This window comes from Promineifilum sp. (SeqCode) (assembly GCF_041918635.1).
GTDB lineage: Bacteria > Chloroflexota > Anaerolineae > Promineifilales > Promineifilaceae > Promineifilum.
Map to the genome: position 1 here is coordinate 1 of NZ_JAYRVJ010000653.1, position 5,589 is coordinate 5,589.

The following is a 5,589-nucleotide window of genomic DNA, read 5'->3' on the forward strand; positions in this document are numbered from 1 at the left end:
AGATGGGTGGTTGTGCGCGTACCCTCGATGTGGCCCTCCCAGCGGTCGGCCATGCCCCAATCCACCACGGAATAGCTGCTGGCCGGCGAAACCTTGACCAAATCCCAGTCGTAGTCGGCCTGCCACTTCAACTGCGCGGCAGCCAGGGCCGCCGCGTCCTGGTCGTCGCCCGGCCAGTGTCGCCACAGCGCCACCGGCAGCCGATCCACCGCCTCGCCGGCGATGGCCGCTTCTAGACGTTTGCGTTTGCTCCAATCAGGCATGGTTCACTCCGGTTAGGGAAGAGGCTCACGCAAAGAACGCCAAGGATACCAGGAACGCTAAGAAGAAACTTCTCTTCTTTGCGCTCTTCGCTTCTTGGCGCTCTTTGCGTGAGCTCTTCTTACTCATTTGAAACTCGTACTGGCCCCAGGATAAGCCGGTCGCCGATCAGATTACCTGCGACGTCGGCCATGTGCAAGCGGCGCTTGCTGACCATTTCGTACAGCCCGACCTCGATGTAGTACTCGCCCGGCGGCAGGTCGGCGGGCAACGCCAGCCGGTAGGGGTCGAGCAACTGCTGGCCGGGCAGCCACTTGGGAATCCACAGGTGGGTCGGCGTGGAGCCGCCCAACGGCGTGTAATCGAGCGTCACCAGCGGCCGGTTGGCGGCGTCGATGAGATGGACGAAAACGGTGTAGCTCTCCTCGGCTCGCGCCAGGCTTTGCCAGCGCAACAGCAGGTGGACGGTATCGCCCGGTCGCGCTGCCAGCGGCTCCTGCCATACAGCGGCGCGGCGCTGCGCCCCAACCCGCGCCGTCGCCCCGACCAGCCCGACGCGCTGCCGGAAGTTCGCCAGCAGCCCGCTAAAGTTAGGTGGGTTATTCTGGCCCGTCACGGCCAGTTCTCCAAGCGGCAGCGCCAACTCTGTCTCCGCGTCGGCGCTCAGGTTCTTCAACCCCAGCGTGACCCGGTACGCGCCGCCGGGCAGGTCGTGGGGCAGGGCAAAATCGAAGCGCTCGACAATGACCTCGCCTGGCTCCCAGAGGGGCGTGGTCAGATGGCTGTCGGTCGTGGCGGTGAAGGTCAGATCGCCCACGCGGACCACGGGCACGAAGTAGTCGGCCGTGCTCGCCGGGACGCGCATCGCCAGGGTCAGCGGCACGTAGGCCCCGGCCGTCACCTCGCGCTGAGGCAGGTCGTAGCCGACGATCTCGATTGGCCCGGCGACGGCGGCAACCGGCGTCAGACCGTCGGGCACGCTCGTCTGTCCCGGCTCCACCACTTGGTAGAGCGGCCCATCCGGCCGCAGACGAAAACCGGCGTCGACGATCTCGCGCCGGTAGTTGCTCAGGTAGACCGGCCCGCCGGGCAGTGTGGCGAAGACGCTCTCCAGCCACGGTTGGGCCGTGGAGACGAGCACCGGCCGCACGTCGGCCTCAGCCGGCCAGCGGTTCTCGACGAACTGGCTGTACCAGAGCGGCGTCATGTGCTCCCAGTCGTTGAGCAGCGTCGCGCCCTCGCCGCGCCCGTCGAAGCGGTCGAAGACAGTCGTCACGTAGTCGGCGGCGGCAGTGTAGTCGCGCAGCGAGATGCGTGGCGCATTGCGGGCCAGCGCCAAACCGGGGCCAAGCAGGAAGAGCGCCGCGGCCAGCAGCGCGGGAGCCGCGCCGGCCGGCCGCAGCCGCGCCGCTGCCAGCGCCAACAGCCCGTGCAGCCCGACGCCGGCCAGCAGGGCGACGATGACCAGCAGCCCCAGCAGGTAGGCCATCACGTCCTGTGCCCGCAGGCTCATGACGAAGGCGTAGTTGCACAGGAAGGCCAGCGCGTACAGGCTGGTTAGCTTCCAGGCGGGCACGGCTGGTCGCGCCGCGCCGCCCGGCCCGGCTACACCGGGCATCAGCCGCCGCTCGGCCAGCGGCCACACTAACCCCAGGACGGCCAGGAAGATGACCGGCAGCGAGTACTGGAGGCGCAGCAGCGTCCAGAAGACGACGAGCCGGCCGGGCGCGTCGGCCAGACCGAAGTAGGGCAGGCTCTCGGCCAGACCGCGGGCCAGTACGTGGTCGAGAAAGCCGTTGAGGGTGTTCATGGTCGAGGGGCCGAAGGCGGGGGCCATCGGACTGCGCAGCGGGAAGTAGAGCCACACGGCCAGCCCCAGCAGCCCACAGCCGGCCATGCCCAGTAGCGCCCGCCCGTCGCGCCAGAGGCCGGGGCGCGCCAGCAGCAGGAAAACGGCGTAGGCCGGCCAGGAGATGATCGTCAGCGGGTGGTGGGTGACGCCCAGCCCGGCCGACAGGGCGAAGGCGTAGAGCCAGCGCCGATCGGTCGCGCCCCCGGCCGCCCAGCGAGTCAGGAAAAAGAGGTTGGCGGCCAGAAAGGCGGCGGTGACGATGTGGGGGTTGGCGTGGATGGCGTGCTGCCAGACATTGGCGGCCAGGCCAAAGCTCAGTGCGGCGAACAGCCCGGCTGCCAGCCCGGTATCGAGGGCGCGGCTATCTCTCCGGCCCGCAAACAGCGCGCCGGCCGCCGCCCGCGTCGCGCCGAAGAGGAACAGCGCCGCGGCCGTGGCCGAGGCCGCCGCCAGCAGGTGCATCCGCCACGGCACGTCGCCGATGGGCATCACCGTCTGGAACAGTTTGCCGAGCAGGGTGTAGAAGGCGTAGCCCGGTGGGTGAGCAATGCCCAGAATGTTGGCGACGAAGGTGTACTCCGTCGGATCGCCATAGACGACCGTCCGGGCCAGCGTGGCGACGTAAACCACGGGCGCGACGAGCAGCAACAAAAGCAGCGGCGAGGGGCGCGCGCGGCGTGGGGCGGGGCCGGGGATGGGGTCGAGCATCGGGCGTCAGCAACGTGAGTCATCGTGGCCCATATAGGGCAGGAACAGATTGTAGCGCAGATAGGGCGTCGCCGCCGGTGGGTTCAGGAAGAGGCGGCCGAAGCCAAAGCGCGTGTCGAGGCAGGTTGGCCCCTGATCGATGGCCCAGTCCTCCAGTAGGGTCTGTACGTCGCCCGGCCGCAGCGCCGGATAGGCGTTGAGAGCCAGCGCCGCCGCGCCGGCCACGTGGGGTGTGGCCGCCGACGTGCCGGCGAAGACGCGCGTGCCATAGCTCTCCGTCGTCACCGCGGCGAAGGCGGCCAGATTGGGCTTCCACAGGCCGCCGGTGGGCGCGCCGCCGGGGCCGTTGGTCGGCCCTTCCGAGCTATAGTCTTCCTGCGGGTAGGGGGCGCTGGCCCGGACGGCGGCCACAGTCAGCGCGGCCGGCGCGTCGGCCAGGTTGCCGAGGCTCATGACCGGCACACGCCGGTCGAGTTCCCGGTTGGGCGTCAGCAGGTCGAAATGGACGGGGCGCGCGCCGCTGACGCGGGCGATGGCGACGCCGTAGATGGCCGTCGCGCCGCTGGTGCGATACTCGATCCGCTCCGTCGGACGCTGGCCGGGCTGGCCGGTCTGGCGGTTGTCGGCCGTGGCGACGATCTGGAAGCTCGCGCCGTTATGGCGCACCAGGTGGAGCCGGTAATCCTGATTGACGGCCGCCCAGTCGTCCCAGCGCACGGCGACGGAGAGGGCGACGCCGACCGGAATCTGGTAGGCGGTGTTGTTGCCGGGGCCGAAGACGTTGACCTCGACGCCGGGGGCGTACTCATGCACCGTGTCGCCGTCGGCGTCGGTGAAGGGGCCGCCCCAATGCGTCTCGCGGTAGTTGCCGGCGGCGGTGACCCACAGGATGCCGGCGTCGCGCGCCCGCTGGGCCATGGCGGCGAACTTGCCTGACCCGTCGCCGGGGGTGACGTTGATGAAGGTCAGCGAGGTGGAGATCACGTCCACGTTCTGGCTGATGGCATAGTCAAGCGCCTGGCTCAAGTCCAGGTCGGTGCTGATCTTGATCAGGTAGAGTTGGGCCTGGGGAGCCATGTCGTGGACGATCTCGGCGCAGGCCGTACCGTGGGGCGTCGTGCCGTTCACTTCGGCGTCGGGCTGGCCGTCCACTAAGTTCTTGGCGACGACGGTCGCCGGCAGTTCCTCGCCCAGCAGATCGGTGTAGCCCTGGAAGCCGGCGTCGATGATGGCGATGCGCACGCCCTGGCCCTGCCGGCCCGCCGCCAGCCAGGCGGCGGCGTTGGCCGCGACCACGCCCTCCGAGGTCTGCGCGATCAACTCCGGCTCAGCCAGCTCGGCGTAGTTGGGCGCGCCGACGAAGGCCACGCCGGGCGCGCCGGCCACGGCCGTTAGCTCGGCCGGGGGCAGCCACGCTTGCAGCGTGTCGTCCAACGCGTCGGTCACCAGCCCGCCCGCGGCGGCTACGGCGGCGCGCGCCGCCGCTTCGCCCTCCGCGCCGACGACCAGTCGCACCTGCACACGTCCTTCTTCGAGGCGCAGGCCGGCGGCTTCGGCCGCGGCGGCCCGGTCGCGCGTCTCCGACTCGCGCGTTTCCGGCGCGGCCAACGCGGCCAGGGTATCATCAAGCCGGGGGTGGGTCGCCGCGCGCGGCGCGACTAGGCCGGGCGCGGCCACGTCGAGCGTGGCCGGCAGCGCCGTGGTCGGCCAGTCAGTCGCGCTCGGGCCGGCGGCCGGCGCGTCGCTATCGCTTTGAGCGGCGCGGGTCGCAGTGGTCGCCCCCATCAGCGTCAAGATGGCAATAAGTGTGAAGAATGATCGCTTCAACATGGGCTTAGTTTTATCCCAATCTCGCCCGCCGGGTGGCATCCCCTCACGGCTTGTTTAGCAGCCGGTCATAGATCGCTTCCGTCTCTCGCGCCGCGCGCGCCCAACTAAAATGGGCCGCCTGGGCCAGCCCTAGCTCTTGCCGGCGTTCATGTTCGGCGCGGTCGGTCAGCAGCCGGGCAATGACCGCGGCCATCTCGGCCGCGTCGGCCGGGTCAAAGTAGGCCGCCGCCGCGCCGCCAACCTCAGGGTGGCTGCTGCTATCGCTGGCGGCCACCACTTGCCCGCAGGCCATGTGCTCCAGGATGGGCAGGCCAAATCCCTCGTAGAGGCTGGGTTGCACGGCCAGCGCCGCCGCGCCGATGACGGCCGGCAGGTCGTCATCCGGAACCCAGCCCAGCGGCCGGACGACCTCGCCCAGCCCCTCCGCCTCGATGCGGGCGAAGAAATCGTCGTAGAGCCAGCCCCGCCCCCCGGCCAGAAGGAGGTGTAAGTCGGGAAAGGACAGTCGAAGGATGTGAAAGGCGTCGAGCAATCGCGGCAGGTTCTTGCGCGGCTCGATGGTGCTGAGGTGGATGAGATACCGCCGGGGCAGGTTGTAACGGTCGCGCACGTCGGCGATCCTGGCCGGGGTGGGGGGCTTGAAGTGGGGGGCGGCGGCCTCATACACAACCGTTACTTTAGCCGGATCGACGCCGTAGAACTTGACGAGATCACGCTTGGTTGCCTCCGACACGGCGACGATGGCCGACGCCCGCGCGCAGTAGAGCGGCATGGCCCGGTTCAAATACCAGTAATTGAGCGACTTGTGGTATTCGGGAAAGAGCTTGTAGATGAGATCGTGCACGGTCAGCACCGTGGGCACACTGCGCAGAGGCAATAGCAGGTGCTCAGTGCTGTGGAACAGTTCCGCGCCGGGCACAAGCCGGTTGAAGGGCATG

At 69.2% G+C, this 5,589-nt stretch carries 3 protein-coding genes and 1 pseudogene; all 4 read right to left on the reverse strand.

Going from position 1 to position 5,589, the window contains the following annotated elements; translation table 11 throughout:
• Nucleotides 1-263: pseudogene (locus ACE3UY_RS19195) on the reverse strand (uroporphyrinogen decarboxylase); the annotation flags it as partial.
• A gap of 119 nt (nt 264-382) precedes the next feature.
• On the reverse strand, nt 383-2,821 hold the full coding sequence (locus ACE3UY_RS19200; RefSeq protein ID WP_374689091.1) for a protein O-mannosyl-transferase family: 2,439 nt from the start codon (nt 2,819-2,821) through the stop codon (nt 383-385).
• A gap of 6 nt (nt 2,822-2,827) precedes the next feature.
• The gene (locus tag ACE3UY_RS19205) at nt 2,828-4,651 is read right to left on the reverse strand and encodes a S8 family serine peptidase (RefSeq protein WP_374689092.1); all 1,824 of its coding nucleotides are present in this window, start codon (nt 4,649-4,651) and stop codon (nt 2,828-2,830) included.
• Nucleotides 4,652-4,694: 43 nt separating this feature from the next.
• Nucleotides 4,695-5,589 (reverse strand): glycosyltransferase family 4 protein (locus tag ACE3UY_RS19210; RefSeq protein ID WP_374689093.1); only part of this gene is annotated, 895 nt, incomplete at its 5' end.